A 26,250-nucleotide genomic window follows, 5' to 3' on the forward strand; every position below is an offset into this window, starting at 1 on the left:
GAGCGCGAAGCGCGGCGCGACGAGATCCGACCCGAAAACACCGGCCCGATGAAACGGACCGGATGACGCTCAGACCCAGCCGCGCGGATTCGCGAGCGGCTTGTTATCGTACAGATAGAGCCAGCCTTTGATAATACGGTACAACATCCAGATGCTGACGGCCCACAGCACCGGAATGCCGATCAGCACGAGCAACAGCAGCGCCCCGATCGCGTAGCCGACGAGGCCCATCCAGAACGTGCGGATCTGCCATTCGAAATGCGCTTCGTACGGCGTACCTGCCACATCATCGCGCTTCACGTAGTTGATGATGATCGCGATCAGAATGGTCAGCCCGCCCGTCAGCCAGTGCACCGCGTAGAGCGCGTACAGCACATGGGTCAGCGTGCGCAGGCTGCGCTCGCGTTCAGGCTCCATCGCATGGCGGTAGACCGGCGGCGGATAGCTTCCTTGCGACTGTTCCATGCTTGCGTCCTCCCGAGGGTGCATTACTCGCAATATGAGCGCCGGTGTTCACGACTTCAAGCACAAATGCGCAGGCGTCGCTCAGTCGCCGTTCTGCTCGCGCTCGCGGCTCTTGCGCAGCGCCTTTTCCTCGATGCCCGACAAACCTTCGCGGCGCTCCAGTTCGGCCACCACATCGGCCGGGCTCAGATCGAAATGCGACAGCATCACGAGGCAATGAAACCACAGGTCCGCGACCTCCCCGACCAGCGCCTTCGGCGCGCCGCCCTGGCGCACGTCCTTCGCGGCCAGCACGACTTCGGTGGCTTCTTCGCCGATCTTTTTCAGCACCGCGTCGTCGCCCTTGTGGAACAGGCGCGACACGTACGAGAGGTCCGGATCGCCGCCCTTGCGGCTATCGATCACAGCAGCGAGGCGCAGCAGCGTGTCGAGCGTGGAAGCGTCGGCGGACGACGGATTTTGCGTGGATTGCGTCATTTGTAGATGTGTTCGGGGTCTTTCAGCACGGGATCGACGGCCTGCCAGTCACCATCGTCCACCGAGCCTTCGAATTTCTGGAAAAAGCACGAATGGCGGCCGGTGTGGCACGCGATGCCCGACACCTGCTCGACCTTCAACAGCACGACGTCCTCGTCGCAATCGAGCCGCACTTCATGCACGTGCTGCACGTGGCCCGACTCTTCGCCCTTGAACCACAGGCGCTGGCGCGAGCGCGAGAAATACACCGCGCGGCCGGTTTCGACAGTTTTCGCCAACGCCTCGCGGTTCATCCACGCGAACATCAGCACGTCGTTCGTCGATGCTTCCTGCGCGATCACCGGCACGAGGCCGTTCGCGTCCCACTTCACCTTGTCGAGCCAGTTCACTGCCGAGGGATTCGTCACGTTACAACCTCACCGAAATGCCCTGGTCGGCCATGAAGCGCTTGGCCTCGCCGACCGTATATTCGCCATAGTGGAAGATGCTCGCGGCAAGCACCGCATCCGCGTGACCGTCCTTGATGCCGTCGGCCAGATGCTGCAGGTTGCCGACGCCGCCCGACGCGATCACCGATACCGGCACCGCGTCCGATACCGCGCGTGTCAGCGCGAGATCGAAGCCGCTCTTGGTGCCGTCGCGATCCATGCTGGTCAGCAGGATTTCGCCGGCGCCGAGTTCGGCCATCTTGCGCGCCCATTCGATCGCATCGAGCCCAGTCGCTTTGCGACCGCCGTGCGTGAACACTTCCCAGCGCGGCGTTTCACCATGGGCCGACACGCGCTTCGCGTCGATCGCGACGACGATGCACTGCGAGCCGTATTTGTCGGTGGCGTCCTTAACGAGCTGCGGATTCGCGACCGCCGACGAGTTCATGCTGATCTTGTCCGCGCCGGCGTTGAGCAGGCGCCGCACGTCTTCGACCGCGCGCACGCCGCCGCCGACCGTCAACGGAATGAACACCTGCGAGGCGACCGCTTCGATGATCGGCAGGATCAGATCGCGCTGATCCGAGGTCGCGGTGATGTCGAGAAAGGTCAGTTCGTCGGCGCCCTGATCGTCGTAACGGCGCGCGATTTCGACCGGATCTCCGGCGTCGCGCAGCTCGACGAAATTGACGCCCTTGACCACCCGGCCAGCGGTGACGTCGAGACAGGGGATGATGCGTTTAGCTAGAGCCATGATCGTGCAATTCTGCCAATACCGCTGATGAGGCCGCTCGCCACGGAGCAAGCGGCACGGTGTCGGCGCGACAGAGCGGCTCAGCCGCGTCGCGCCGCGAAAGGAGTTTCGGCCGGGTGCCGGTAGAACGTTGCGCGCATCGTGAGTGACGCGCGCTCCGCTTGTAGCCACCTTCGCCTGATTGCCGCGGGCCTGCGGACAGCTGGCGCCAACCAAAGTCAGCGCAGCACCGCTATCAAAGCTATCTCACGAAGCCGGTGCGTGAGCCCAATTCAACCAGCCGACGCACAGCGCCACTGCATCAAGCGTCGTCCGATTCGCGCAGCCGGTCCGCGAGCGTTTGCGCCGCCGCGAAGTCGAGGTCGCCCGAATAGATCGCGCGGCCGCAGATCACGCCTTCGATGCCTTCGTCTTCGACTTCGCACAGCGACTCGATGTCCGCGAGATTCGACAGGCCGCCGCTCGCGATCACCGGAATCTTCACCGCGCGCGCGAGGCGCACCGTCGCTTCGATATTGATGCCTTGCAGCATGCCGTCGCGGCCGATGTCGGTATAGATGATCGATTCGCAGCCGTAGTCCTCGAACTTGCGCGCGAGGTCGGCCACTTCGTGGCCGGTCAGCTTGCTCCAGCCGTCGGTCGCGACCTTGCCGTCTTTCGCGTCGAGACCGACGATGATGTGGCCGCCGAACGCGGTGCACGCGTCCTGCAGAAAGCCGGGATTCTTCACCGCCGCCGTACCGATAATCACGTACGACAGGCCGTCGTCCAGATAGCGCTCGATCGTGTTCAGGTCGCGGATGCCGCCACCCAGTTGCACGGGGATCCGGCCGGCCACTTCATCCAGGATCGCGCGGATGGCATCGCCGTTCCTAGGCTTGCCGGCAAACGCGCCGTTCAGATCGACCAGATGGAGACGCCGCGCGCCGCGCTCGACCCAATGTCGGGCCATTGCCGCCGGTTCCTCGGAGAAAATCGTCGCCTGGTCCATATCGCCTTGTTTGAGGCGTACACACTGACCATCTTTCAGGTCGATGGCGGGAATCAGCAGCATAGCAATCGGGTGTTGTCTGGGAGTGGGTTGAAGGTCGGCGGCAGCGGCTGGTCAGCCAGCCCGCCAAAACGCCGTTTCGCTAGTTTAGTACAACTCTTTCGGCGCTCCAGCGGGGCGCCGGTCTGCAGCCAGGCCGTCGCGGCACGCTCGTGGCGCGCGGCAACGGAATGAAGAAAAGCGTTCACGGGTTCCAGTGCACGAAGTTGCGATACACGCGCAAGCCCGCTTCGGCGCTCTTTTCAGGGTGAAATTGAGTGGCGAAGATGTTATCCCGTGCTACCGCCGACGTAAACGCCAAGCCATACACCGTTTCGCCCGACGTATGCGCGGGATTGTCCGGCACCACGTAATAGCTGTGCACGAAGTAGAAGAATGCATTGTCGGCAACGCCATCCCACAGAGGATGGTTCTGCGCCTGGCGCACGCGATTCCAGCCCATCTGCGGGACCTTGAAGCGCGAGCCGTCGTCCTGCACCTGGCCTTCGAGTTCGAAGCGCACAACCTTGCCGGGCAGCAGACCGAGACCCGGCGTGTCGCCTTCCGCGCTCCAGTCGAACAGCATCTGTTCGCCGACGCACACACCCATCAGCGGTTTGCTGCGCGACGCCTCGACGACCGCTTCCTGCAAGCCGGATGCACCGAGACTGCGCATGCAATCGGGCATCGCGCCTTGACCGGGCAGCACGACGCGGTCGGCCGCGCGGATCGCTTCCGGCTTATCGACGATCGCCACGTCCGCTTCCGGTGCGGCCTGGCGCAAAGCCTGGGCCACCGAACGCAGGTTGCCCATTCCGTAATCCACAATCGCTATCGAAGTTTTCATTTCAAGTTTGGCCGCCATGCCATTGATCCATCGATACCGGCGCGCGGCGTCGAACGACGGTTGCAGGTTCGCGCGGCGCTGCCGGATGGATCGCTAAAGGTGAGTGGCGTGAAGACGCTAGAGGCGATGAAAGACGATTAGAGGCTCGTTGAAGACCTGTTAAAGACTGCCCTTGGTCGACGGAATCTGTCCGGCCGCGCGCTCGTCGAGTTCGACAGCCATGCGCAGTGCGCGCCCGAACGCCTTGAACACCGTTTCGAGCTGATGGTGCGCGTTGATGCCGCGCAGATTGTCGATATGCAGCGTGACGCCCGCGTGGTTCACGAAACCGCGGAAGAATTCGATCGACAGGTCGACGTCGAACGTGCCGATACGCGCGCGTGTGAACGGGACGTGGAATTCGAGGCCCGGACGGCCGGAAAAGTCGATCACGACGCGCGACAGCGCTTCGTCGAGCGGCACGTAGGAATGGCCATAGCGGCGAATACCCTTGCGATCGCCGATCGCCTTCGCCACCGCCTGACCGAGCGTGATGCCGGTGTCTTCGACCGTATGGTGGTCGTCGATGTGCAGGTCGCCATGCGCTTCGATGTCGAGGTCAAACAGCCCGTGACGGGCGATCTGGTCGAGCATGTGATCCAGGAACGGCACACCGGTGGCCAGCTTCTGCTGACCGGTGCCGTCCAGGTTGATCTTCACACGGATCTGCGTTTCGCTGGTGTTGCGAACGACTTCCGCAAGGCGCATGGTAATTCCTCGAATCTGGCTAGAAAGCGCTAGTAAGTGTGGGGTGGAAAAACGGCGGACCGTTCGATACTTCGGATCCGTGTACCGGATCAATGCCGCGAATCAGTGCTGCAAATCAGCGCAGCACCAGTTTCAGCCCGGCGAGCAACTGGGCGTTTTCTTCCGGCGAACCGACGGTCAAACGCACACAATTGGCCAGCGATGCATGCATTTTACTCACGTTTTTGATCAGAACCCGCGCGGTTAGCAGGGTTTCGAACAGCACGGACGCATCGGGCACGCGCACCAGCAGGAAGTTGCCGGCGCTCGGGAACACTTCGGCACCCGGCAGCGCGGCGACCGCCTGCGCGAGCTTCGCGCGCTCATCGCGCAATTGCGCGGCCTGTGCATCGAGCACGCTCACGTGGTCGAGCAGGAAATCGGCGGCGGCCTGGGTGAGCACGTTGGTGTTGTAGGGCGGGCGCACCTTGTCGAATTCGGTGAGCCACGCGGGCTTGCCGACCAGGTAGCCGAGGCGGATGCCGGCAAGCCCCAGTTTCGACACCGTGCGCATCACGACGACGTTGTCGAACTGGTCGGCGCGCGGCAGCCAGCTCTTCTGCGCGAACGGCTGATAGGCCTCGTCGATCACGACCAGGCTGTGGCTCGCCGCGGCGATGATGCGCTCGATGTCGGCGTCGTCGTACAGCGTGCCGGTCGGGTTGTTCGGATACGCGAGATAAACGATCGCCGGTTCGTGCTCGGCGATCGCCGCGAGCATCGCTTCGGTGTCGAGCGTGAAGTCCGCTTTCAGCGGCACGCCGACGAATTCGAGATTCGCCAGCTGCGCGGACACCTGATACATGACGAAACCCGGCACCGGCGCGAGCACTTTCGCACCCGGCTTCGCGCACGCGATCGACATGATGCTGATGATTTCATCCGAGCCGTTGCCGAGCAGCACGTCGCATCCGGCGGGCACACCCATCACATTGCGGATCCGCTCGATCAGCGCTTCGGGACGCGGCGCCGGATAGCGGTTCAGCGCGACACTGGCCAGCCGCTCGCCGAGCTGCGCGGCCAGTTCCGGCGGCAGCGCGAACGGGTTTTCCATCGCGTCGAGCTTGATGAAGCCCGTGGCGTCCGGCACCGGATAGCTGGTCATTGCGAGTACGTCGCGGCGGATGATGTCTTGAGGTGTCGTCATAGGTCAGTGAGCCCGGGCCATGCGGGAAAGCCGGCCTGGTGTCGGCGGCCGATGGCCGCGCTGGTTGGTCTCTGTCGTGGTTATGAACGGGTGATTCGGCGTGGCGTGGGCTTGCGCTGGCGCGCCCGGCAGTGGCGAAAGTGGGCGAAGCGCGGAAACCCGGTTCGCTCCCGGCTCTACTTCGCCGCGCCACCGTTATCCGCTATCCGCTTCAGCCCCGTTCGTTGTTGTTCTGCCGCATCCGGTATTCGGCACTGCGCGCATGCGCCTGCAGGCCTTCGCCATACGCGAGTTCGGCGGCGATCTCGCCGAGCGTCTGCGCGCCTTCGGCGCTGACTTCGATCAGGCTCGACCGCTTGAAGAAATCATAGACGCCGAGCGGCGACGAAAAACGCGCGGTACGCGAGGTCGGCAGCACGTGATTCGGGCCCGCGCAATAGTCGCCGAGGCTCTCGCTCGTGTAGCGGCCAAGGAAGATCGCGCCGGCGTGGCGAATCTGCTGCGCCCACTGATGCGGCTCCAGCGCCGAGATTTCGAGGTGTTCGGGCGCGATGTCGTTGACGATCGCGCAGGCCTCGGCCATGTCGCGCACCTTGATCAGCGCGCCGCGATTTTCGAGCGATGTGCGGATCACGTCGCGGCGCGGCATCGTCGGCAGCAGTTCGTCGATCGCTTCGTGCACGCGCGCGATGAATGCGTCGTCTGGGCACAGCAGGATCGACTGCGCGAGTTCGTCGTGTTCGGCCTGCGAGAACAGGTCCATCGCGACCCAGCGCGGATCGGTCGTGCCGTCGCACAGCACGAGGATTTCCGACGGCCCGGCGATCATGTCGATGCCGACCGTGCCGAACACGCGGCGCTTGGCCGACGCGACGTACGCATTGCCGGGACCGCAGATCTTGTCGACCGCCGGCACCGTTTGCGTGCCGTACGCGAGCGCGCCGACCGCCTGTGCGCCGCCGATCGTGAACACCCGATCGACACCGCCGAGCAACGCCGCGGCCAGCACCAGCGGGTTTTTCACGCCGTCCGGCGTCGGCACCACCATGACGATCTCACGCACGCCGGCCACTCGCGCCGGAATCGCGTTCATCAGCACCGACGACGGATACGCGGCCTTGCCTCCCGGCACATAGATACCCGCGCGATCGAGCGGCGTGACCTTCTGGCCGAGCACCGTGCCGTCGGCCTCGGTGTACTGCCAGCTATGACTGCCGCACTCGATCTTCTGCTTCTCGTGATAGCCGCGCACGCGCGCCGCCGCCGCTTCCAGCGACGCGCGCCGCTTCGGTTCGAGACTTTCGAGCGCCGCTTCAAGCTCCGCCATCGGCAGTTCGAGTTCAGCGACGCTCTTCGCGTCGAGCCGGTCGAAGCGGTTCGTGTACTCGAGCACCGCCTCATCACCGCGCGCCTTCACGTCGTTCAGAATCTGCGCGACCGAGCGCTCGATGGCTTCGTCTTCGCTCGCCTCGAACGCGAGCACCGCATGCAGCGACTTGTGGAAGCCGGGAGCGGTGGAATCGAGTTTGCGAATCTTGATAGACATACAGGTATCCGTTTCGGTAAGGCGCGCGTGTGCTGGGTAATCAGATTGCCATCGTCGGTCAGGCGGCCGGCGCGCCGGCTTTTGACGCGCTGGCGAACGCATCGAGAATCGGCCGCAACGCGGCGCGCTTCAGCTTCAGCGCGGCCTGGTTCACCACGAGGCGCGACGAAATCTGCATGATCTCCTCCACCTCGACCAGATTGTTCGCGCGCAGCGTATTGCCCGAGCTGACCAGGTCGACGATCGCGTCGGCGAGGCCCACCAGCGGCGCGAGTTCCATCGAACCGTACAGCTTGATCAGGTCGACGTGCACACCCTTGGCGGCGAAGTGCTCGCGCGCGGTTTCAACATACTTGGTCGCGACGCGCAGGCGGGCGCCCTGGCGCACCGCGTTCGCATAATCGAAACCCGCGGCCACCGCGACCGACATGCGGCAGCGCGCAATCTCCAGATCGACCGGCTGATACAGGCCGCTGCCGCCATGCTCGAGCAGCACGTCCTTGCCGGCCACGCCGAAATCGGCCGCGCCGTACTCGACATAGGTCGGCACATCGGTCGCGCGCACGATGATCACGCGCAGGTTTGCGTCGGTGGTCGGCAGGATCAGCTTGCGCGACGTTTCGGGGTCTTCAGCGACTTCGATGCCGGCCGCCGCGAGCAGCGGCAGCGTTTCCTCGAAGATACGCCCTTTCGACAACGCGAGCGTGAGCGGTGCGCTCACCGCCGGCGACGATGACGTTTGCGGCATCGAGCTCATACCTCGCTCCCGGAGACGCGGCGCACTTTCGCGCCGATTGCATTGAGCTTGGCTTCCATCCGGTCGTAACCGCGATCGAGGTGATAGATGCGGTCGATCAGCGTCTCGCCTTCGGCGCGCAGCGCGGCGATCACGAGACTCGCGGACGCGCGCAGATCGGTAGCCATCACCTTCGCGCCGGACAGCTTGCCGACGCCGTTCACGAGCGCGGTGTTGCCGTCGATCGTGATGCTCGCGCCGAGCCGGTTCAACTCCTGCACGTGCATGAAGCGGTTTTCGAAGATCGTTTCGACGACTTGAGCAGTGCCGTCCGCGATCGCGTTCAGCGCCATGAACTGCGCCTGCATGTCGGTCGGGAACGCCGGGTATTCGGAGGTGCGGAACGTGACCGCGCTCGGACGCTTGTCCATGCGCACGCGCATCCAGTCGTCGCCTTCGTCGACGGTCACGCCCGCTTCGCGCAGCTTTTCAGTGACGGCTTCGAGCAGCAGCGGACGCATCTTGCGCAGCGTCACGTCGCCACCGGCGGCCGCGACCGCGCACAGGAACGTGCCCGCTTCGATGCGGTCCGGAATCACCGCGTGCGTCGCGCCGTGCAGCTTGTCGACGCCCTGGATCACAAGACGGTCGGTGCCGATGCCGTCGATTTGCGCGCCCATCGCGACCAGCAGATGCGCGAGGTCGACCACTTCCGGCTCGCGCGCGGCGTTCTCGATGACCGTTTCGCCTTCGGCCAGCACCGCCGCCATCAGCAGGTTCTCGGTGCCGGTCACGGTGATCATGTCGGTGACGATGCGCGCGCCCTTCAGACGCTTCGCGCGCGCTTCGATAAAGCCGTGCTCGATCGTGATCTCGGCGCCCATCGCCTGCAGACCCTTGATGTGCTGATCGACCGGCCGCGCGCCGATCGCGCAGCCGCCCGGCAGCGACACGCGCGCATGGCCGAAGCGCGCGACCAGCGGGCCGAGCACGAGGATCGACGCGCGCATGGTCTTCACCATCTCATACGGCGCGACGAGGTTGTCGACCTTGGAGGCATCGAGCGCCACGCGGCCTTCGCTTGCTTCGATACGCACGCCCATCTGGCCGAGCAGCTTCAGCATCGTGCGCACGTCCTGCAGATCGGGCACGTTCTCCAGATGCACCGGCTCCGCGGACAGCAGGCTCGCGCACAGGATCGGCAATGCCGCGTTCTTCGCGCCCGAGACGACAACTTCACCGGATAGCGGGTAGCCGCCTTCAATGATGAGTTTATCCATGCCTGTCGGTTCCTGATCGGCCCGGGTCGCGCCCGCGGCCGTCTTGACTGTGTTCGGCGCGCCGCTCGCGGCGTCGCGCCCTTCCTGAGTAATTCGCACTAAATTTCCAGATTTACGCGTTCTGCCATTCGGCGGGCGTCAGCGTCTTCATGCTGAGCGCGTGGATTTCTTCGCGCATGCGGTCGCCGAGCGCCGCGTACACGAGTTGATGTCGCTGGATCAGGCGTTTGCCTTCGAAACTCGGCGAGACGATCGTCGCAAAGAAATGCTGACCGTCGCCTTCGACTTCGAGGTGCTCGCATGCGAGCCCTGCCGCGATGTACTGCTTGACCTGTTCTGGAGTCGGCAACATGGGAAGCTCCTCGTCAGTGGCGCAGCTTGAAGCCGGTGGCGAGCAGGCGCATCGCCACCGCGGCCAGCACCACGAAGAAACCGGCGACGATCGCGAGGCTCACCAGCGGGTCGATATCCGACACCCCGAAGAAACCGTAGCGAAAGCCGTCGATCATGTAGAAAAAGGGATTGAGCCGCGACACTTCGCGCCATACCGGCGGCAGCGTGTGCGTCGAGTAGAACACGCCCGACAGGAACGTGAGCGGCATGATCAGGAAGTTCTGGAATGCCGCGAGCTGGTCGAATTTCTCGGCCCAGATGCCGGCGATCAGACCGAGCGTGCCGAGAATCGCCGCGCCGAACATCGCGAACACGATGATGTACAGCGGCGCGCTGAAACTGAGCGGCACGAACCAGATCGTCACGATGAACACACCGAAGCCGACGCACAGGCCGCGCGCAACCGCCGCGAGCACGTAGGCCGCATACATTTCGTAATGCGTCAGCGGCGGCAGCAGCACGAACACCAGGTTGCCGGTGATCTTCGACTGGATCAGCGACGACGAACTGTTCGCGAACGAGTTCTGCAGCACGCTCATCATCACGAGGCCCGGAATCAGGAAGCTCGTGTATTCGACACCCGGATAGACCTGCACGTGGCCGCGCAACGCATGGCCGAAGATCGTCAGATACAGCAGCGCGGTGATGACCGGCGCGAGCACGGTCTGGAACGCCACCTTCCAGAAACGCAACAGCTCTTTGTAAAACAGCGTACTGAACCCACTGTAACCGCTCATGCAAGCCCCTCGATCACTTCCGGACCGTTCATCACCTGAACGAATACGTCTTCGAGATCGGCCTTGCGGACCTCGATTTCTTCGAATGTGCAACCCGCCGCGCGGCATTGCGCGAGGATGCGTTCCACGTCGTCGTAGCTCGTGAGACGCAGCAGATGCTGGCGCCCGTTGCCGTTGCTCGCGCCGCCTTCCGCCTCGAGCGGACGCAGCTCGGCGGGCAGCACGCCCTGCGCGAAGCGCACGAACAGCTGCATGCCGGCAAAGCGTTGCAGCAGCGTGCTGGTGCGGTCGAGCGCGACCACCTCGCCACGGCGCAGCATCGCGATGCGGTCGCACAACGATTCGGCTTCTTCGAGATAGTGGGTGGTCAGCACGATCGTGTGACCTTCGCGATTCAGGCGCGAGATGAATTTCCACAGTGTCTGGCGCAGTTCGACGTCGACCCCGGCGGTCGGCTCGTCGAGCACGATGACCGGCGGCCGGTGCACGAGCGCCTGCGCGACCAGCACGCGGCGCTTCATGCCGCCCGACAGCGCGCGCATATTGGCGTCGGCTTTCTCGGTGAGATCGAGATTCGCCATGATCTCGTCGATCCACGCGTCGTTGTTGCGCAGCCCGTAGTAGCCGGACTGGATGCGCAAGGTTTCGCGCACCGTGAAGAACGGATCGAACACGAGTTCCTGGGGCACCACGCCGAGCGCGCGGCGCGCATTCCGGAAATCGTCGACGACGTCGTGACCGCGCACCGCGATGCTGCCTTCGTCGGCGCGCGCGAGACCGGCCAGAATGCTAATGAGCGTCGTTTTGCCCGCACCGTTCGGACCGAGCAGTCCGAAGAACTCGCCTTCTTCGACCGTGAGGCTGACGCCCTTGAGCGCCTGCAACTCTTTATAGCGCTTCTTGACGTTACGAATTTCTATGGCTGACATGACTGTGGGCCGCGTGCGGCGCGGCACCTAAAGTAGCCCCGGCGGAGCCTGGGGGGCGAGCAAATGCTCGGAGAAACGGATTTGGAGCCGATTAGGGGCCAATTCAGAGCCCCAAAAAAACGTTTGATTATAGGGCAAAAACCGGCACCCCCGGCCCGGCCGGAAGGATGGGAGATGACGCTAGCGGAGCGTCAATGTCGCGCCGACGCAACTATCTGCGTGGGGAGAAGGGTATCGACGCCGTAGGCTTGCGCGAGGCTGGCAAGACCTGCCGGCAGATTGACGATTTCGAATCTGACGCCGCGCGCGGCCGCTGCCCGCACCCACGCGAGCAGCACCGCGAGCGCGGCGGAATCGAACTGCGTGAGCGGTGCGCAATCGACGCCGCCCGCGCCTGCCGCGATGCGTTGCAGACCCGCCGCGAGCGCGGCCTTCGCGCTCGCGTGGGTCAGCGTCGCGCCGCTTGCGAAGCGGTTCGCGACCGGGTTCAGCACTTCGCTCACGACTGCTTGCCCGCGGCGAGTTGCTGGTTGCGCTGCGTGAGGAACTGGATCAGTCCGTCCACGCCCTTCTGCTGGATCTGCTCGCTGAACTGTTGCTGGTACGCCTGGATCAGCCATGCGCCGAGCACGTTGATGTCATACACGCGCCAGCCTTGCGGCGTCTTGTACAGACGGTAGTCGAGTTCGATCGGCTGGCCGTTGTTCATCACGACCGAGCGCACCACCGTGTCGGTATCGTCCGGGTTCATGCGGAACGGCTTCCACTGGATCTGCTGGTCGCGAACCTGTGCGAGCGCGCCCGAATACGTGCGGATCAGCAACATCTTGAACTGGTCGACCACCTGGTCCTGTTGCTGGGGCGTGGCGGCACGCCAGTTGCGGCCCATCGCGAGCTGCGTGGTGCGACGGAAATCGGTGTACGGCAGGATCTTTTCGTTGACCAGACGCGTGATGTGCGAGATGTCGCCCTGCTGGATCGACTTGTCGCCGCGGATCGAGTCGATCACCTGCTGGGTGACGGTTTTGACCATGCCGTCCGGCGAGTTGGTGTCGACGGTTTGTGCCGACGCACCCACGCTAATGAACGAGAACAACGCGGCAAACAACGGAATCAGGAAGAATTTTTTCATATTGAGTCTTGCCTCAAAAATTGTGCAACGGTGTGATCGACCTTACCACGCGACTTCGACGGCAATCCATGCGCAAACTGCGAGAGTCGTATCGATCTGTTACCGCTGCACGTTCAACGCAATTTGAAGGACGGGAAATTGAAACGCGTCGGCGGCACCAGCTGGTCGGCCGGAATCTGCGTTTCGGGACCGCCCCTCAGATCGATCGGCGGCGTCCCGGTGCCTGACGCAGCCTCGGGAGCTGCCGCGGATGCGCCCTGCGGTGCGGTCGCGGCCGCGCCGGACGCCGGCGCCGTCTGTGCCGCAGCACCCTGCGTACCCGCCGCGCCAGTGTCTTCGTCGTACTTCGGCAGCGGCGCTTCCTCGTCGTAGTTCGGCAGATCCTGCGGCCGGCGACGGTTATCCGACAGCAGATACTGACGGCGCTGCAGATACGCGTTACGCACGAACGAATATTTATCCAGCGCCGCGCCTTCGAGCACGTCGCTCGCGCCGAGCAGGTTCGCGCGCACGTTGATCACGTTCAGCCCATACAGCCCCCAGCTCAGGCCCGGCGGATCGATATAGCTGACCGGGTTCACGTAGTAGTTGCCGATCGAGCCGACCGCGTCGCGCACCGTGCTCGGACCGAACAGCGGCAGCACGAGGTACGGGCCCGCCGGCACACCGTAGTGGCCGAGCGTCAGGCCGAGGTCGTTCTCGTGCTTGGGCAGCTTCGCGAGCGTCGCGACGTCGAACAGGCCGCCGACGCCGAACACCGTGTTAATCACGATCCGCATCACGTCCGACACGCCGTCGGCGATGCGCAACTGCAGCAGGTTGTTCGCGGCGATGTACACGTCGCCGATGTTCGAGAAGAAGTTCGTCACGCTATCGCGCACCGGCTGCGGCGTGGCCCAGACGTAACCCTTCGCGGCCGGCTTCAGCGCGTACTGGTCGATCTTGTCGTTGACGGTGAAGATCGTGCGGTTGAAGCCTTCGAACGGATCGCCCTTGGTCGGCGTTTGCACGGTCGCGCAACCGGCGAGCAGTGCCGCCGCCGTCGCGAGCTTGCCGAACTGGAAGACGCGCGCGCCGATGCGCGAGGTCTGCAGCGTGGTCTGCATTCTTGTTCTCCTTATTGACTCGCGCCGGCAGCAGGCGCGGCAGGCGCCGGCGCCGCGGCCGGCGCAGCGGGCTTCGCCGCGCCGGAATCCGCGGCCTTGCTATACAGGAACTGGCCGATCAGGTTTTCCAACACGATCGCCGATTGTGTCATCGAGATCGTATCGCCGGCCTTCAACATTTCCGTGTCACCGCCCGGCTCAAGCCCAATATATTGCTCGCCGAGCAGCCCCGAAGTCAGGATCTTTGCCGACGAGTCTTTCGGAAACTGATATTGCTTGTCGATATCGATCGTCACGAGCGCCTGGTACGCGTTGCTGTCGAAACCGATCGAAGCAACACGGCCGACCGTCACGCCCGCGCTCTTCACCGGCGCGCGCGGCTTCAGTCCGCCGATATTGTCGAACTTCAGCTTGACCGGGTAGGTCGCCTGGAACGACAGCGAACTCATGTTGCCGGCCTTCAGCGCGAGAAACAGCAGCGCGACGAAACCCAGCACCACGAACAGGCCGACCCAGAAGTCGAGAGCATTCTTTTTCATCGTCATCCCAAAGTGAATCCGCCGCGCCGCTTGCCACCACTTCCCGCCGCGCACGGCGCGTCGAGCGCCGCCGGCAGCCGGCACGCCGCGCGGCTTCTGTCTTAGCTGAACATCAGTGCGGTCAGCAGGAAATCGAGGCCGAGCACCGCGAGCGACGCGTACACGACCGTGCGGGTCGTCGCGCGCGACACGCCTTCCGGCGTCGCCTTCGCCTCGTAGCCTTGATACAGCGCGACGAAGGTCACCGCGAGGCCGAACACCACGCTCTTGACGACCCCGGCGCCGATATCGCGCCACACGTCGACGCCGCCCTGCATCTGCGACCAGAACGCGCCGGAATCGACGCCGATCAGCAGCACGCCCACCACGTAGCCGCCCAGAATACCGACCGCGCTGAAAATCGCGGCGAGGATCGGCATCGAGATAATGCCGGCCCACAGACGCGGCGCGATCACGACCTTGACCGGATCGACGGCCATCATTTCCATGGCGGTGAGTTGCTCGCCCGCTTTCATCAGGCCGATCTCGGCCGTGAGCGACGTGCCCGCGCGGCCGGCGAACAGCAGCGCGGTAACCACCGGCCCGAGTTCGCGCACGAGCGACAGCGCGACCAGCAGCCCGAGCGCCTGCTCGGAACCATAGCGATTCAACGTGTAGTAGCCCTGCAGGCCGAGCACGAAGCCGACGAACAGCCCCGACACCGCGATGATCACGAGCGAGTAATTACCGACGAAGTGGATCTGCTTCGTGACAAGACGCGGACGGCGCAGCAACGGAAACAGCTCGAGCACCAGCCGCAGAAAGAAACGCGTCGCGTAGCCTGCCGTGCCGAGCCCGTTGATCACCGAGCGACCAATCGTGCTGATCATGACTGACCTCCACCGATGCCGAAGTCCGCGCCGAGCGGCGTCTGGCTCGGGTAATGGAAGCGGAACGGGCCGTCCGGCGCGCCGTCGATGAACTGCCGCACGGTCGGATCGGTCGACGCACGCAGTTCATCGGGCGTGCCCTCGGCGAGCACGCCGCCGTTGGCGAGAAAGTACACGTAGTCCGCAATCGCGAACGATTCCGGCACGTCGTGCGTGACCAGAATCGAGGTGGCGCCGAGCGCCTGATTAAGCGTGCGGATCAGATTGGCGGTGATGCCAAGGGAAATCGGATCGAGGCCGGCGAACGGCTCGTCGTACATCATCAGCTCGGGGTCGAGCGCGATCGCGCGCGCGAGTGCCACGCGCCGCGCCATGCCGCCCGAAATCTCGGACGGCAGCAGATCGCGCGCACCGCGCAGCCCGACCGCGTTGAGCTTCATCAGCACGAGGTCGCGCAGCAGTTCTTCGGGGAGGTCGGTGTGCTCGCGCAGCGAGAAGGCGACGTTTTCGAACACCGACATATCGGTGAACAGCGCGCCGAATTGAAACAGCATGCCCATCTTGCGGCGCAGCGCGTAGAGACCTTCGCGCGTCTGCTCGCCGATGTCCTGGCCGTGGAACAGAATCTGGCCGCGCTGCGCGCGCACGAGGCCGCCGATCAGGCGCAGCACCGTGGTCTTGCCGCAACCCGAGCCGCCCATGACCGCGACGACCTGACCGCGGCGAAAACGCAGATTCAGATTCGACAGAACGAGCCGGTCGCCGTAACCGAAGTCGACGTCGCGCAGCTCGAGTAAGGTCTCGGTGGAGGAAGGCACCAAACTGACAATCCTTTTACACGGAAGGCCGAATTATAGGGCCATCATGCAAAAGCTGCCGTGAGGTGCCCTGGTCCTTAACGAAGCGTGACGATTATTGCGTAAACGCTTGTTGCAGTGCAGAAACCGCGGCAGCCGGATCGGCCGCTTCGGTCACCGCCCGGACCACGGCCGCGCAACCGACGCCGGTCGCGAGCACCTCGGGCAGCACCTGCAGATCGATCCCGCCGATCGCGACGAGCGGCACGACACCGTCGAGCAGCCGCACGTAGCGCACGAGACGCTTCAGCCCCTGCGGCGCCGTCGGCATCACCTTGGTGGTGGTCGGAAACACCGCGCCCAACGCAATGTAACTCGGGCGGAAATGCAGCGCCTTCAGCATTTCGTAGAAGCCATGCGTCGACAGACCCAGACGGATACCCGCGTCGGCGAGCGCCGCGAGGTCCGCGGTATGCACGTCCTCCTGGCCGAGGTGCACGCCGTACGCGCCCGCTTCGATCGCAGCCCGCCAGTGGTCGTTGATGAACACCTGTGCGTCGTGCGCGCGGCCGGCCGCCACGCAGCGAGCAATTTCGCGCTTCAGTTCGTCGGCGGGTTCGGCCGACTTGCGACGCAACTGCACCGTCTTCACGCCGAAACCGACCACCCGCTCGACCCAGTCCGCGGTCGGCAGCACCGGATAGAGCCCGAGCTTTTCAGGGCAGCGCGGGAACGCCAGCGTCGGCGCGGCAGGCAGGCCCAGCAGACGCGGAAAGCGCGCGAGATCGGACGGGAATGCGTCGCCGACGCGAGTTTCGTCGCCGTCGCGCCAGGCGAGCGCGAGCACCAGCGCATCGTGCGGATCGAAACCGCAATCGAGAAACGCGGCGAGCGCGGCGATCCAGTCTTCCGCCAGATGGCCTTCGAGCGCGTACTTCTCGCCACCCAGATGCAGCGTCGCGCGATGCTGCGCGGCCTCGATCACGCCCGCGCCGCGCGTGAGCCAGCGCGCCAACTGCTCGCCGTGCTGTTGCGCGTCGGCGATCACGATCAGGTCGCCGCCGTTCGGTTCGTCCGACGCGGTCAGGCAGATGCGCCACGGCGCGTGAGTCGGCGGCCAGTCGCCCAGGCGGGCGCGGATACGCTCCGCGGCTTCGGTCAGTTCATCGGCGGGCGGCCAGAACAGGTCGCGATCTTTCAACGTTAGAGACTGTGTCATGCGGCGCTCCCATCCTGATGCCAGAACGGCATGCCGACCACCGGCGTGCTCGCGTGCGCGCTTTCGCGCTCGGCCATCGGCCCCGCGAGATACGCTTCGCGGCCTGCCTCGACGCCTAGCGCGAACGCGCGCGCCATCGCGTCGGGGTGCGTCGCCTGCGACACCGCCGTGTTCAGCAGCACGCCGTCGAAGCCCCACTCCATCACCTGCGCCGCGTGCGACGGCACGCCGAGCCCGGCATCGACGATCAGCGGCACATCGGGCAGACGCTCGCGCAGCACACGCAGCCCGTACGGATTGATCACGCCCTTGCCGGTGCCAATCGGCGCGCCCCACGGCATCAACGCCTCGCAGCCGGCGTCGAGCAGGCGACGGCCGATCACCAGATCTTCGGTGCAATACGGCAGTACCTTGAAGCCGTCCTTGACGAGCCGCGCGGCCGCTTCGATCAGGCCGACCGGGTCGGGCTGCAGCGTGTAGTCGTCGCCGATCAGTTCGAGTTTGATCCAATCGGTCTCGAAGATTTCACGCGCCATGTGCGCAGTGGCCACCGCCTCGCCGACGGTCAGGCAGCCCGCGGTGTTCGGCAACAGCGGCACGCCGTGGCGCTTGAGCAGATCGAAGAAGCCGGCTTCGGCGTTGCCTTCGTTCATCTGGCGGCGCAGCGCGACGGTCACCATGCCGGGGCGCGCGGCGTCGATCGAGTCGGACAGCGACTGCAGCGACGGATAGCGCGAGGTGCCGAGCAGCACGCGGCTCGCGAAGGTTTGACCGTACAGCGTGAATGCGTCGGCGCTCTGTTGAGAAGTCATTTGCATCATCCTGGTTTGCCGCCATCGAGCGGCGGCAATGGGTTTCGGCGACGGGTGGGTGGCCACTGAGCGGCTACTGAGCAGCCGCTGAGCCACCGGCAGGCGCGCGAGCGCTCAGCCGCCTGCCACCGGTTGCACGACGTCGAGCCGGTCGCCCGGCTCAAGCGCGCGCGCCGCATGCTGCGAGCGCGCGACGAAATCGCCGTTCAACGCGACCGCGAACGGCGGACGCGCGCCATAGGCGGCGAGCGCATCGGCGACAGTCGCGCCTTCGGGCAGTGACAACGGCTTCTGGTTGATATGAATGTCCATGGCGTTCGGATACGGTTCAATCGATGGCGAAAGCAGCGTGGCGGACGGTGCGACGGCACGCCACGCTCAGGCCGGCTCGCGCGCGAAATCCTGCTGGAAAAGCTCGCTCCAACGCGCGTCGCGCCGCCAGCCGGCGAACCCGTCGGCGTCGCTGACGCGGCCGTCCAGCAGCGCCGCCGCGAAGCGCACCGCTTCGTCGGCGACTTCCGGCGCGATCATGTAGCCGTGCCGGTACAGGCCGTTCACGCGCAACGTGCGCGCGCCGTCCCACAGCAGCGCCGGGCGGTGATCGGGCAACGTCGGCCGGCATTGCGAATTGAGTTCGAGGATGCGCGCCTCGCCGAAGCCCGGATGCACCGAGAACGCCGCGCTCAGCAACTCGAGCGCCGAGCGCACGCTGACCGGCGACATGTCCTCGCCTTCGACCTCGGTCGCGCCGATCACGTAGAGGCCGTTCTGCTTCGGTGCGATATAGAGCGGATAGCGCGGGTGCAGCAGCCGCACCGGGCGGCTCAGTTGCAAGCCGGGCGCATGCACGCGCGCGACTTCGCCGCGGATGCCGCGCAATGTCGGCAGCACGCGCTTCGCGCCGAGTCCGCGGCAGTCGATCGTGATGCCGGCCTCGGGCAGCGACGTATCGTCGATGGTGGTATTCCAGTGCGTGTCGACGCCGCGTTCGGCGAGGCCGGCGGCCAGCGCGCTCAACACCTGGCGATTGTCGAGCTGGCCTTCGTGCGGCAGCAGCCAGCCCTGATTGAAACGGCCGGCGAGCGCGGGCTCCGCGTCGCCCAACTGCACGCCCGCAAGCGCGACGAAGCCACCGTCGAGCAGTTCGGCCGGTGCGTTCGCGCGCACCCGGCGCTCAAACAGCGGCGCCTCGGTGCGATCCGAGTGATGCCACACGATGAGCGTGCCATTGCGCTGGAAAAACACCGGCTCCGGCAGTTCGGCGAGCACTCGCGGCCAGCTTTCGAGCGAACTCGCGCCGAGCCGGGTGATCAGCAGTTCGGCGCTCGCGGCTTCGGCGAGCGGCGCGAGCATTGCCGCAGCGACCCACGCGGCGGCCTGCGAGCCGGCCGCATCGCCGCGCTCGTACAGCGCGACGCGGTGTCCTTCGCTGGCGAGTCGCCACGCGACCAGCCGGCCGCACAGCCCGCCGCCGAGCACCGCGAAATCAGGTCGGCTGACATGGCTCATCGCGCACGCTCCATGTAGCGGCGGCAGACAAAGCCAAGGCGGCACGGCGCGCCAAGGGCGGCGTGACGAAGAGAAAAATACATGTCTGAAGAATAGGCGGTCATCGAGTCCTTTCCGTACGGCCCAAAAACGCACGTACCCAGGACGAAACCGGCGGGTGAAGCCGGCCGGGCCATGCGTTCGCACGTGATGTGCGCTCGCCGCCCGGCGGGGGATGGAAGACGGCTGACTTCCGGAAACTTCCCGCGCCGGTATTACCCGGATCGGGTGCAAAGGGTCTCTCTCAGCCTCGCCGCCGCGTGATCGGAATCATGCCGGCAGTGTGCGAAGCACCCCTGTTTCGTCGAAAGGTCATTAGACCATAAAAGCCGCGGCGCCCGCAAACCAGCGCCGCCGTGCTGCCTGGACGGTCCGCGCCAACGGCTGCGCGCCCGATCCGCGCCTTCTTCGCGATCCCGATGCGGAGGCACTCGCCGCTCTGGCACAATGCCGTGACCGGGTGCCGAAGCGACGCGCAAGACGCGGCGCGAACGGCGCGCGAGGCCGTCCATGGCGGCCCGCGCGAAGGCGTCATCCGGTCAATCCCGGAACACTCTCGAGGCAACGTCGATGCAACATCAGGGCCGGGCGCGGGCAGCGAAAATTAATTCTCGCTTAAGGGCATCACGCCAGAATCGGCGCGCGCCTGGATCCCCGAACGCCCGTCTGACGGGCACGACGGCCGGGCGGATAGCGCACCCGCCGCAGCGCGGCTTCGCGACAGGCGCGGCAGCCGACACCACGGCCCGACGCAGGTCGACCCGAACGGACCGGCTCGCCGGCTCAGCCCTTCGGGCCAGCACTTCATCAGGACGCTCATGACACCACATACCTCAGCCAGCCCCCAGCTGCCGCCCGACGACAAAGTCTCCGCCTGGAGCCTGATCAAGCCTTACTGGGTTTCGGAAGAACGCTTCGTCGCATGGGGGCTGCTCGTCACGATCATCGTGATGAACCTGCTCGTTGTCTGGATCAACGTGCGCCTGAATCGCTGGAGCGCCGACTTCTACAACGCGCTGCAAGCGAAGAACGTCCACGACTTCCCGCATCTGTTGATGATCTTCTCCGGACTCGCGTTCGGCTTCATCATCCTCGCCGTGTATGGGCGTTACCTGCGCCAGATGCTCGGCTTCCGCTGGCGCCAGTGGCTGACCACGCGCTATCTGAACGAATGGCTGAACGACAGCGCGTTCTACCGCATCGAGCGCGACCGCCTCACCGACAACCCCGACCAGCGGATCAGCGACGACCTGCAATCATTCGCGACCACGACGTTGTCGCTGACACTCGATCTGCTGTCCACTGTCGTCACGCTGGTGTCGTTCATCACCATTCTGTGGTCGCTCGCCGGCGCGCTGACCATCTCGCTCGGCGGCATGCCGCTGCACATCCCCGGCTATATGGTGTGGGCCGCCGCGCTCTACGCGGTGGTCGGCTCGCTGGTCACGCAGAAGGTCGGCCATCCGCTCGTGTCGATCAACTATCAGGCGCAGAAGGTCGAGGCGGATTTCCGTTTCGGCCTGATCCGGCTGCGCGAGAACGCCGAGCAGATCGCGTTCTACAACGGCATGGACACCGAGAAGACCAACGCGCAATCGCTGTTCGGCCGGATCCGCGACAACTGGTGGCAAGTGATGAAGTACACGAAGCGCCTCACCTTCGTGCTGAGCTTCTACGGCCAGATCGCGATCATCTTCCCGATCGTCGTCGCGGCGCCGCGCTACTTCGCTGGCGCCTTCACGTTCGGCGTGCTGATGCAGATTTCGAGCGCGTTCGGCACCGTCAGCGATTCGTTCTCGTGGTTCATCAACAGTTATACGAGCCTCGTCGAATGGCGCGCGACCGTGAACCGGTTGCGTGAATTCAAACGCATCATGCACGCGCCGCGTCTGAAGGAATCGGTGTCGCCGGCCACCGAGCACGGCGGCATCAACCTGCATTTCGTTGACGCCAACCAGCTCTCCACCGACGGCCTGAAGCTCGCGCTGCCCAATGGCAACCCGCTGTCGCGCATCCGTGATATCGCGATCCGGCCGGGCTCGCGCTGGCTCGTGCGCGGTCCGTCGGGCGCCGGCAAGAGCACGCTGATGCGCGCGCTCGCGGGCCTGTGGCCGTTCGGCGACGGCTCGATCGACGCGCCGGTCAACGCGCGCATGATGTTCATCCCGCAAGTGAGCTACATGCCGATCGGCACGCTGAAGGCGGCGCTCGCCTATCCGTCCGCGGCCGATACCTACACCGACGCCGAATGCAGCGACGCGCTGGTCACCTGCCATCTGTCCGAGTACGCGGACCGTCTGCAGGAGTCGGCGCACTGGACCCGCGTGCTGTCGCCGGGCGAGCAGCAACGCTTCGCCGCCGCGCGCGTGCTGCTGCACAAGCCGGACTATCTGTTCCTCGACGAAGCGACCAGCGCGCTCGACTCGGAAAACGAGGCGCGGCTTTATCGCCTGCTCACCGAGCGGCTGCCGAAGGCGGCGATCGTCAGCGTCGCGCATCGCGATTCGCTCGCGGCGTTCCATGACGAAACGCTCGAAGTCGAGCGCTCGCGCGAAGCCGTGGCAGCCTAAGTAATGCAATGAGCGCGAGCGACGCCAGCGCGGCCGGCCACACGAACGGCGGCACGAACCCCGCCGCCGCCGCGCGCGTCGTACTGATCACCGGCGCGGGCTCCGGCATCGGCGCGGCTCTCGCCCGACGCATCGCCGCGCCGCACACCGCATTGATGCTGCACGCACGCGGCGCCGACGATGCTTCGCGCCAGCGCCTCGCGCAGGTTGCCACCGACTGCACGGCAAGCGGCGCACGCTGCGCGACGGTGTTCGGCGACCTAGCCGAGCGCGGCGCGGCCGAGCATCTGATCCACCAGACACTCGCGACTTTCGGCGCGCTCGATCAACTGGTCGCCAACGCGGGACATGCGCAGCGTCAAACGCTCGCGTCGCTCGACCCCGACACCTTCACCTCCGCCTTCGCCGCGATGCCGGCCGCGTTCGCCGCACTCGTGCGACGCGCGATGCCCGCGCTCGAAACCTCGAAGCGGGCTCGCGTGATCGCATTGAGTTCGTTCGTCGCCCATCGCTATCGCGCGGATGCGCCATTTGCCGCGACCGCGGCAGCGAAGGCGGCGCTCGAATCGCTGGCCCGGACCGCGGCGGCCGAACTCGCGCCGCTCGGCGTGACCGTCAATTGCGTGGCGCCCGGCTATACGCGTAAGGATCACGGCCCAAGCGCCGATAACGCGACAGTCTGGACGCGCGCCGCCGAGGCGACGCCGCTCGGCCATGTCGCCGAACCCGCGGACGTCGCCGCGCTGATCGCGTTTCTGCTGTCGGACGAAGCGCGTCATATCACCGGTCAGGTGATTCATATCGACGGCGGCCTGACGCTCGGTTAAGCAGCGTTGGTTGCGTCGCGCCACTTACGCGCCAGAGCGACGCTGCACCGATACACAACGATCACTCGCAAGCACCGTTGAAGCGAAGCCGGCCAGTTTCGCTGCGCGGCTAACTTGCGTTGTCTTACACCGAAAGGATTCGAAAGCCGCGCACGCTTTGCTCGTCGCGTGCGCGTCACTAAGATGGCCTGAATGAACCAGACCATCCTGATCGTCGACGACGACCCCGTCGTGCGCGAACTCGTCAGCGCCTATCTGCGCGAACGCGGCTTCAACGTCGCTACGCTCGAAAACGGCCAGGGGCTGCAGCGCCGCTTGCAGGACGAGCGTCCGGCGCTCGTCGTGCTCGACATCATGATGCCGGAGCTCGACGGCATCAGCGCGCTGCGCATGCTGCGTGTCGCTGGCGACGATATCCCCGTGATCCTGCTGACCGCGCGCGCCGAACCGATCGATCGCGTCATCGGCCTCGAACTCGGCGCCGACGACTATCTCGGCAAGCCGTTCGAGCCGAGCGAGCTGGTCGCGCGAATTCGCACCGTGCTGCGCCGTCGCAGCTCGAACGCGCCGGGAGCGCCGGAGCAACGCGCGCCCTATCGCTTCGGTCACTTCGAAGTGAATTTCCCCGCGCGCGAACTGCATCGCGGCACCACCCGGATCGCGTTGCGCTCAAGCGAATTCGCGCTGCTGAAGGTGTTCGTCACGCACCCGATGAGCGTCCTTACGCGCGCGCAACTGCTCGAAAAGCTGCACGGCAGCAGCGAAGCGCATCGCAATCGCAGCCTCGACGTGTCGATCTGGCGTTTGCGCCGGCTGATCGAAGCGGATCCGTCCGAGCCGCGCTACGTTCAGACGGTCTGGGGACGCGGCTACGTGTTCGTGCCGGATGGCGAGTTCGGCACGCTCGAACGCTGCCTCGCATCGCCGGCCTGATCCCGGCGCGTGTGGAAAATGTGGAAAGCGTGGAAGCCGCGCCGGCGGAGCGCCGGATAGAGCGGTGCTAAAGTAAGCGTTAAACCCGCGCAGATACGCGTCGCGCGCAAGTCAGCCGGCGCGCCGTATCGTAAGCGTTGGTAAGGAACGCCCCGGTCGCGTGTCAAGTACGCCAGTCTAGAATTTCGCCATGAATCCACAGGTCCTTATCGTCGACGACGATCCGGTCGTACGCGATCTGCTCTGCAAGTTTCTCCAGTCGAACGGCTTCGATGCGTCCGTGCTGCACGACGGCACTCACCTGCAGCGCCGTCTCGAACGCGAGCGACCGTCGGTCGTCGTGCTCGATATCATGATGCCGAACACCGACGGGCTGCGCGCGCTCACCGCATTGCGCGCCGCCGGCGACGACATTCCGGTGATTTTCGTGACCGCGCGCGGCACCGTGGCCGATCGCATCGTCGGCCTGTCGCTCGGCGCGGACGACTACCTGACCAAGCCGTTCGATCCGCGCGAACTGCTGGTGCGCATCCAGACCGTGCTGCGCCGGCGCGGGCCGTCCACCACCAGCGCGCCCGAGGCACGCAAGCGCTATCGCTTCGGCCCGTTCGAACTCGACTTCGCGACCCGCTCGCTGAGCCGCGACGACGTCAAGCTGCCATTGCGCGACAGCGAATTCGCGCTGCTGAAGATCTTCGTCAACAACCCGTACAAGGTGCTGTCGCGCGTGCTGATTCACGATCTCGTGCATCGCGACAACCTCGCGTTCCGCGACCGCAGCCTCGACGTGCCGATCTGGCGTCTGCGCCGCGTGATCGAAGACGACCCGTCCAATCCCTGCTACGTGCAGACAGTGCGCGGCAAGGGCTACGTGTTCGTGCCGGATGCCAACGGCACGCCCTTCGAAGAAGAGGGCGCTCCGGCCGCATGAAAAATCCGCTGAACACGCTGTTCGGCAGAATGGCGTTGCTGTCGGCGGCGGTGCTGTTCGCGATTCAGGCGAGCTGGTTCGTGCTGGTGACGATGCAGCCGCCGCGCCATGAAATCGACGGCTTCGCGCGCGGCATCATGCTCGTGCTGCAAGCGATCAACAGCGAGCCGATCAAGGGCGCCGCGCTCGCGCCGGCGATGCGCGTGCACCTAGTGCCCACCTGGAACATGCCCGCGACCGTGCATCTGCACGCGCCCACCGGGCGTCTGCTGGTCGAACTGGATCGGAATCTGCGCGAAAACCTGCCGGCCGGCTCGCAGATCGCGTTCGACGATTTGCGCCCGCCGCAACTGTGGGTGCTGTTCCCCGGCAAATCCAACTGGGTGGTCGTGCCGGTCGACGTGCCGCCGCCGCCGCGCTTTCTCGTCGAAGCGGTATCGATGCTGCTCGCCGCGCTGATTCTGTCGCTGTTCGCCGTGTGGCAGATGCAGAAGCCGCTGTCGCGGGTCGCCGACGCGTCGCGGGCGTTCGGCTCGGGCGGACGGCCTGAACCGGTGCCGGTGCAAGGTCCGCGCGAGCTGCGCGATCTGATCGGCTCGTTCAACGACATGATGCGGCGCCTGAACGAGGCCGGCGACGATCAGGCAGTGATGCTCGCCGGTGTCGCGCACGATCTGAAAGCGCCGCTCACGCGGCTGAAACTGCGTGCGAGCGTGCTGGTCGACGAAAGCGAACGTACCGGCCTGATCCGCGACGTCGATTCGTTGACCAACATCGTCCAGCAGTTTCTCGAATTCGCGGGCCAATCCGCGGACGCCGGGCCGCCGGTCGAAGTCGACGATTTTCTGCGCGAGCAGTTTTCGTCGGGCGATCAGGGCGACGCGATGGAAATGGCCGAGTCCGGCGAGGCTGCCGAAGCGCCGCTATTCGCACTCGATCTGCGCGCTGGGCCGTCGTTCGCGCTGCCGCGCACGATGCTCGACCGGCTCGTCACGAACCTCGTCGACAACGCGCTCGAACACGGGATGCCGCCAGTGGAAATCGCGACCGCGCGCGACGAGCGTCACTGGACGATCAATGTGCGCGATCACGGTCCCGGCATTCCCGACGACCGCATCGCCGCCGCAATGAAACCGTTCGTGCGGCTCGATGCGGCGCGCGGCGGCGAAGGCCATTGCGGGCTTGGCCTCGCGATCGTCGCGCGGCTCGCGCACGATCGCGGCGGACGCTGTCATGTGCGCAATCATGCGCAGGGCGGGCTCGAGGTGCGGATTGAATTGCCGGTGGGGGGCGCGGCGGCGTAAAGACGGAACTGAAGATGTAGATGAGGACGCGGATGAAGGTGAAGCGGCGGCAGAAGCAATACGCGCGCAAGTCGTGGCGCGCGAATCAGTCCCCACGCAGCACCCGCA

At 65.3% G+C, this 26,250-nt stretch carries 29 protein-coding genes and 1 riboswitch; of the genes, 5 read left to right on the plus strand and 24 right to left on the minus strand.

Annotation, left to right across the window (positions count from 1 at the left end; genetic code table 11):
* Positions 1–69 precede the first annotated feature (69 nt).
* From L0U82_RS16425 to L0U82_RS16540, 24 genes are all read right to left on the minus strand, one after another.
* Positions 70–465: a DUF4870 family protein gene (locus L0U82_RS16425; RefSeq protein ID WP_233832325.1), complete on the minus strand. Its 396-nt coding sequence runs from the start codon at positions 463–465 to the stop codon at positions 70–72.
* Between the two features lie 81 nt (positions 466–546).
* Positions 547–942, minus strand: a complete 396-nt coding sequence (locus L0U82_RS16430; RefSeq protein ID WP_233832326.1) for a phosphoribosyl-ATP diphosphatase — start codon at positions 940–942, stop codon at positions 547–549.
* Positions 939–1,349: a phosphoribosyl-AMP cyclohydrolase gene (hisI, locus tag L0U82_RS16435; protein WP_090802086.1), complete on the minus strand. Its 411-nt coding sequence runs from the start codon at positions 1,347–1,349 to the stop codon at positions 939–941. The genes L0U82_RS16430 and hisI overlap by 4 nt, the downstream gene beginning before the upstream one ends.
* A gap of 1 nt (position 1,350) precedes the next feature.
* The gene (gene hisF, locus L0U82_RS16440; RefSeq protein ID WP_233832328.1) at positions 1,351–2,124 is read right to left on the minus strand and encodes an imidazole glycerol phosphate synthase subunit HisF; all 774 of its coding nucleotides are present in this window, start codon (positions 2,122–2,124) and stop codon (positions 1,351–1,353) included.
* 301 nt (positions 2,125–2,425) lie between these two features.
* Positions 2,426–3,178, minus strand: coding sequence for a 1-(5-phosphoribosyl)-5-[(5-phosphoribosylamino)methylideneamino]imidazole-4-carboxamide isomerase (gene hisA, locus L0U82_RS16445; protein ID WP_233832330.1), 753 nt, complete (start codon positions 3,176–3,178; stop codon positions 2,426–2,428).
* Between the two features lie 181 nt (positions 3,179–3,359).
* Positions 3,360–4,001 carry an imidazole glycerol phosphate synthase subunit HisH gene (gene hisH, locus L0U82_RS16450; RefSeq protein WP_233833305.1) on the minus strand — a complete coding sequence of 214 codons (642 nt, stop codon included), beginning with the start codon at positions 3,999–4,001 and terminating at the stop codon, positions 3,360–3,362.
* 159 nt (positions 4,002–4,160) lie between these two features.
* Entirely contained in the window at positions 4,161–4,748 is a 588-nt protein-coding gene (hisB, locus tag L0U82_RS16455) for an imidazoleglycerol-phosphate dehydratase HisB (RefSeq protein WP_013589774.1), read from the minus strand.
* A 115-nt stretch (positions 4,749–4,863) separates the two neighbouring features.
* Positions 4,864–5,934 (minus strand): histidinol-phosphate transaminase, encoded by a 1,071-nt coding sequence (hisC, locus tag L0U82_RS16460; RefSeq protein WP_233832332.1) that lies wholly within the window; start codon positions 5,932–5,934, stop codon positions 4,864–4,866.
* A gap of 211 nt (positions 5,935–6,145) precedes the next feature.
* Complete coding sequence (gene hisD / locus L0U82_RS16465; protein WP_233832334.1) at positions 6,146–7,480, minus strand: histidinol dehydrogenase; 1,335 nt, start codon at positions 7,478–7,480, stop codon at positions 6,146–6,148.
* A gap of 58 nt (positions 7,481–7,538) precedes the next feature.
* Positions 7,539–8,237, minus strand: a complete 699-nt coding sequence (gene hisG / locus L0U82_RS16470; protein ID WP_233832336.1) for an ATP phosphoribosyltransferase — start codon at positions 8,235–8,237, stop codon at positions 7,539–7,541.
* A complete protein-coding gene (gene murA / locus L0U82_RS16475; RefSeq protein WP_233832338.1) occupies positions 8,234–9,496 on the minus strand; it encodes a UDP-N-acetylglucosamine 1-carboxyvinyltransferase in 1,263 nt (420 codons plus the stop codon). The genes hisG and murA overlap by 4 nt, the downstream gene beginning before the upstream one ends.
* A gap of 112 nt (positions 9,497–9,608) precedes the next feature.
* Positions 9,609–9,848, minus strand: a complete 240-nt coding sequence (locus tag L0U82_RS16480) for a BolA family protein (protein WP_062128429.1) — start codon at positions 9,846–9,848, stop codon at positions 9,609–9,611.
* A 13-nt stretch (positions 9,849–9,861) separates the two neighbouring features.
* Entirely contained in the window at positions 9,862–10,626 is a 765-nt protein-coding gene (locus L0U82_RS16485; RefSeq protein ID WP_233832340.1) for an ABC transporter permease, read from the minus strand.
* On the minus strand, positions 10,623–11,555 hold the full coding sequence (locus L0U82_RS16490) for an ABC transporter ATP-binding protein (RefSeq protein WP_233832342.1): 933 nt from the start codon (positions 11,553–11,555) through the stop codon (positions 10,623–10,625). The genes L0U82_RS16485 and L0U82_RS16490 overlap by 4 nt, the downstream gene beginning before the upstream one ends.
* Before the next feature lie 191 nt (positions 11,556–11,746).
* Positions 11,747–12,058, minus strand: a complete 312-nt coding sequence (locus tag L0U82_RS16495) for an STAS domain-containing protein (protein WP_233832343.1) — start codon at positions 12,056–12,058, stop codon at positions 11,747–11,749.
* Complete coding sequence (locus tag L0U82_RS16500; protein ID WP_233832345.1) at positions 12,055–12,687, minus strand: MlaC/ttg2D family ABC transporter substrate-binding protein; 633 nt, start codon at positions 12,685–12,687, stop codon at positions 12,055–12,057. The genes L0U82_RS16495 and L0U82_RS16500 overlap by 4 nt, the downstream gene beginning before the upstream one ends.
* A gap of 113 nt (positions 12,688–12,800) precedes the next feature.
* Positions 12,801–13,793, minus strand: coding sequence for an MlaA family lipoprotein (locus L0U82_RS16505; protein WP_233832346.1), 993 nt, complete (start codon positions 13,791–13,793; stop codon positions 12,801–12,803).
* 11 nt (positions 13,794–13,804) lie between these two features.
* A complete protein-coding gene (gene mlaD / locus L0U82_RS16510) occupies positions 13,805–14,332 on the minus strand; it encodes an outer membrane lipid asymmetry maintenance protein MlaD (protein WP_233832347.1) in 528 nt (175 codons plus the stop codon).
* A gap of 101 nt (positions 14,333–14,433) precedes the next feature.
* Positions 14,434–15,201 (minus strand): lipid asymmetry maintenance ABC transporter permease subunit MlaE, encoded by a 768-nt coding sequence (gene mlaE / locus L0U82_RS16515; RefSeq protein WP_233832348.1) that lies wholly within the window; start codon positions 15,199–15,201, stop codon positions 14,434–14,436.
* Positions 15,198–16,019, minus strand: a complete 822-nt coding sequence (locus tag L0U82_RS16520; RefSeq protein ID WP_233832350.1) for an ABC transporter ATP-binding protein — start codon at positions 16,017–16,019, stop codon at positions 15,198–15,200. The genes mlaE and L0U82_RS16520 overlap by 4 nt, the downstream gene beginning before the upstream one ends.
* Positions 16,020–16,113: 94 nt before the next feature.
* Positions 16,114–17,217 carry a thiamine phosphate synthase gene (thiE, locus tag L0U82_RS16525; RefSeq protein ID WP_233832351.1) on the minus strand — a complete coding sequence of 368 codons (1,104 nt, stop codon included), beginning with the start codon at positions 17,215–17,217 and terminating at the stop codon, positions 16,114–16,116.
* Positions 17,214–18,029, minus strand: a complete 816-nt coding sequence (locus L0U82_RS16530; protein WP_233832353.1) for a thiazole synthase — start codon at positions 18,027–18,029, stop codon at positions 17,214–17,216. Before L0U82_RS16530 ends, thiE begins: the two co-directional genes overlap by 4 nt.
* 114 nt (positions 18,030–18,143) lie before the next feature.
* Positions 18,144–18,341: a sulfur carrier protein ThiS gene (gene thiS, locus L0U82_RS16535; RefSeq protein WP_233832354.1), complete on the minus strand. Its 198-nt coding sequence runs from the start codon at positions 18,339–18,341 to the stop codon at positions 18,144–18,146.
* A gap of 66 nt (positions 18,342–18,407) precedes the next feature.
* Entirely contained in the window at positions 18,408–19,538 is a 1,131-nt protein-coding gene (locus tag L0U82_RS16540) for an FAD-dependent oxidoreductase (protein WP_233832355.1), read from the minus strand.
* 223 nt (positions 19,539–19,761) lie between these two features.
* Positions 19,762–19,885, minus strand: a riboswitch (TPP riboswitch).
* 510 nt (positions 19,886–20,395) lie between these two features.
* On the opposite strand from L0U82_RS16540, the gene L0U82_RS16545 reads away from it, so the two are divergent.
* The 5 genes from L0U82_RS16545 (at position 20,396) to L0U82_RS16565 (ending at position 26,142) form a co-directional block, all read left to right on the plus strand.
* Positions 20,396–22,147 (plus strand): ABC transporter ATP-binding protein/permease, encoded by a 1,752-nt coding sequence (locus L0U82_RS16545; protein WP_233832357.1) that lies wholly within the window; start codon positions 20,396–20,398, stop codon positions 22,145–22,147.
* An 8-nt stretch (positions 22,148–22,155) separates the two neighbouring features.
* Positions 22,156–22,974, plus strand: coding sequence for an SDR family NAD(P)-dependent oxidoreductase (locus L0U82_RS16550; protein WP_233832358.1), 819 nt, complete (start codon positions 22,156–22,158; stop codon positions 22,972–22,974).
* A 192-nt stretch (positions 22,975–23,166) separates the two neighbouring features.
* On the plus strand, positions 23,167–23,907 hold the full coding sequence (locus L0U82_RS16555) for a response regulator (protein ID WP_233832360.1): 741 nt from the start codon (positions 23,167–23,169) through the stop codon (positions 23,905–23,907).
* A 190-nt stretch (positions 23,908–24,097) separates the two neighbouring features.
* Positions 24,098–24,838, plus strand: a complete 741-nt coding sequence (locus tag L0U82_RS16560) for a response regulator (protein ID WP_233832361.1) — start codon at positions 24,098–24,100, stop codon at positions 24,836–24,838.
* The gene (locus L0U82_RS16565) at positions 24,835–26,142 is read left to right on the plus strand and encodes an ATP-binding protein (RefSeq protein WP_233832362.1); all 1,308 of its coding nucleotides are present in this window, start codon (positions 24,835–24,837) and stop codon (positions 26,140–26,142) included. Before L0U82_RS16560 ends, L0U82_RS16565 begins: the two co-directional genes overlap by 4 nt.
* The last annotated feature ends 108 nt before the right edge of the window (positions 26,143–26,250 follow it).

The sequence above is a fragment of the Paraburkholderia sp. ZP32-5 genome, assembly GCF_021390495.1.
In the GTDB taxonomy this organism is placed as follows: domain Bacteria; phylum Pseudomonadota; class Gammaproteobacteria; order Burkholderiales; family Burkholderiaceae; genus Paraburkholderia.

What these genes read in the sequence shown, in the direction of transcription:
- mlaE (WP_233832348.1), bottom strand. Translation starts at nt 15,201, where the DNA reads ATGATCAGCACGATTGGTCGCTCGGTGATCAACGGGCTCGGCACGGCA.
- thiE (WP_233832351.1), bottom strand. Translation starts at nt 17,217, where the DNA reads ATGACACAGTCTCTAACGTTGAAAGATCGCGACCTGTTCTGGCCGCCC.
- L0U82_RS16550 (WP_233832358.1), top strand. Translation starts at nt 22,156, where the DNA reads ATGAGCGCGAGCGACGCCAGCGCGGCCGGCCACACGAACGGCGGCACG.
- L0U82_RS16485 (WP_233832340.1), bottom strand. Translation starts at nt 10,626, where the DNA reads ATGAGCGGTTACAGTGGGTTCAGTACGCTGTTTTACAAAGAGCTGTTG.
- hisH (WP_233833305.1), bottom strand. Translation starts at nt 4,001, where the DNA reads ATGAAAACTTCGATAGCGATTGTGGATTACGGAATGGGCAACCTGCGT.
- mlaD (WP_233832347.1), bottom strand. Translation starts at nt 14,332, where the DNA reads ATGAAAAAGAATGCTCTCGACTTCTGGGTCGGCCTGTTCGTGGTGCTG.
- L0U82_RS16540 (WP_233832355.1), bottom strand. Translation starts at nt 19,538, where the DNA reads ATGAGCCATGTCAGCCGACCTGATTTCGCGGTGCTCGGCGGCGGGCTG.
- L0U82_RS16545 (WP_233832357.1), top strand. Translation starts at nt 20,396, where the DNA reads ATGACACCACATACCTCAGCCAGCCCCCAGCTGCCGCCCGACGACAAA.
- L0U82_RS16490 (WP_233832342.1), bottom strand. Translation starts at nt 11,555, where the DNA reads ATGTCAGCCATAGAAATTCGTAACGTCAAGAAGCGCTATAAAGAGTTG.
- L0U82_RS16505 (WP_233832346.1), bottom strand. Translation starts at nt 13,793, where the DNA reads ATGCAGACCACGCTGCAGACCTCGCGCATCGGCGCGCGCGTCTTCCAG.
- L0U82_RS16430 (WP_233832326.1), bottom strand. Translation starts at nt 942, where the DNA reads ATGACGCAATCCACGCAAAATCCGTCGTCCGCCGACGCTTCCACGCTC.
- L0U82_RS16530 (WP_233832353.1), bottom strand. Translation starts at nt 18,029, where the DNA reads ATGACTTCTCAACAGAGCGCCGACGCATTCACGCTGTACGGTCAAACC.
- hisC (WP_233832332.1), bottom strand. Translation starts at nt 5,934, where the DNA reads ATGACGACACCTCAAGACATCATCCGCCGCGACGTACTCGCAATGACC.
- L0U82_RS16480 (WP_062128429.1), bottom strand. Translation starts at nt 9,848, where the DNA reads ATGTTGCCGACTCCAGAACAGGTCAAGCAGTACATCGCGGCAGGGCTC.
- hisF (WP_233832328.1), bottom strand. Translation starts at nt 2,124, where the DNA reads ATGGCTCTAGCTAAACGCATCATCCCCTGTCTCGACGTCACCGCTGGC.
- hisD (WP_233832334.1), bottom strand. Translation starts at nt 7,480, where the DNA reads ATGTCTATCAAGATTCGCAAACTCGATTCCACCGCTCCCGGCTTCCAC.
- hisG (WP_233832336.1), bottom strand. Translation starts at nt 8,237, where the DNA reads ATGAGCTCGATGCCGCAAACGTCATCGTCGCCGGCGGTGAGCGCACCG.
- thiS (WP_233832354.1), bottom strand. Translation starts at nt 18,341, where the DNA reads ATGGACATTCATATCAACCAGAAGCCGTTGTCACTGCCCGAAGGCGCG.
- L0U82_RS16425 (WP_233832325.1), bottom strand. Translation starts at nt 465, where the DNA reads ATGGAACAGTCGCAAGGAAGCTATCCGCCGCCGGTCTACCGCCATGCG.
- hisA (WP_233832330.1), bottom strand. Translation starts at nt 3,178, where the DNA reads ATGCTGCTGATTCCCGCCATCGACCTGAAAGATGGTCAGTGTGTACGC.
- L0U82_RS16560 (WP_233832361.1), top strand. Translation starts at nt 24,098, where the DNA reads ATGAATCCACAGGTCCTTATCGTCGACGACGATCCGGTCGTACGCGAT.
- L0U82_RS16555 (WP_233832360.1), top strand. Translation starts at nt 23,167, where the DNA reads ATGAACCAGACCATCCTGATCGTCGACGACGACCCCGTCGTGCGCGAA.
- hisB (WP_013589774.1), bottom strand. Translation starts at nt 4,748, where the DNA reads ATGCGCCTTGCGGAAGTCGTTCGCAACACCAGCGAAACGCAGATCCGT.
- murA (WP_233832338.1), bottom strand. Translation starts at nt 9,496, where the DNA reads ATGGATAAACTCATCATTGAAGGCGGCTACCCGCTATCCGGTGAAGTT.
- L0U82_RS16500 (WP_233832345.1), bottom strand. Translation starts at nt 12,687, where the DNA reads ATGAAAAAATTCTTCCTGATTCCGTTGTTTGCCGCGTTGTTCTCGTTC.
- L0U82_RS16565 (WP_233832362.1), top strand. Translation starts at nt 24,835, where the DNA reads ATGAAAAATCCGCTGAACACGCTGTTCGGCAGAATGGCGTTGCTGTCG.